Source organism: Streptomyces griseus subsp. griseus, from assembly GCF_000720255.1.
Taxonomy (GTDB): Bacteria; Actinomycetota; Actinomycetes; order Streptomycetales; family Streptomycetaceae; genus Streptomyces; species Streptomyces griseus_I.
In genome coordinates this window covers 1-553 of the sequence record NZ_JOJE01000167.1, presented here as the reverse complement: position 1 = coordinate 553, position 553 = coordinate 1, and the positions used below count along the sequence as shown (strand labels likewise).

At 64.4% G+C, this 553-nt stretch carries 1 protein-coding gene; it reads left to right on the top strand.

Annotated elements, in window-relative coordinates; genetic code table 11:
* Window positions 1-553 (top strand): ABC transporter substrate-binding protein (locus IG99_RS51300; RefSeq protein ID WP_199815746.1); only part of this gene is annotated, 553 nt, incomplete at both ends.

The following is a 553-nucleotide window of genomic DNA, read 5'->3' as shown; positions in this document are numbered from 1 at the left end:
TCGCCATGAGCGTCGTGTCGCTCGTTCCCGTCTTCCTCGTCTTCCTCGCCGGGCAGCGCTTCCTGCTGCGAGGCATCGCGACCACCGGCGGCAAGTAACCGCGGGGGCCACTGCCGGACATGCGGAAGCGGACGCCCGCGCCAAGCTCACCGATGAGGCCATCGCTGCGTTCGAGAAGAAGTACCCCAACATCAAGATCAAGGGGCAGTACAAGGACTGGAACGGCTACTGGGACGCGCTCGCCACGACGACCGCGGCCAAGGACTCGCCCGACGTCGTCCAGATGGACGAGCTCTACCTCGCGTCCTACGCGGACCGCGGAGCGCTGTACGACCTCGGCAAGGCCAAGAAATACCTCGACACCTCGCAGTTCGACGCCAACGCCCTCTCCACAGGACAGATCAACGGCACGCAGTACGCTCTTCCCGTCGGTATCGGCGTCATGTCCGTCGTCGTGAACACCGACCTGTTCAAGAAGTACGGCGTGGCCCTCCCCGACGACAAGACGTGGACCTGGGACGACTACACCAAGGTCGCGAAGGAGCTGACGGAC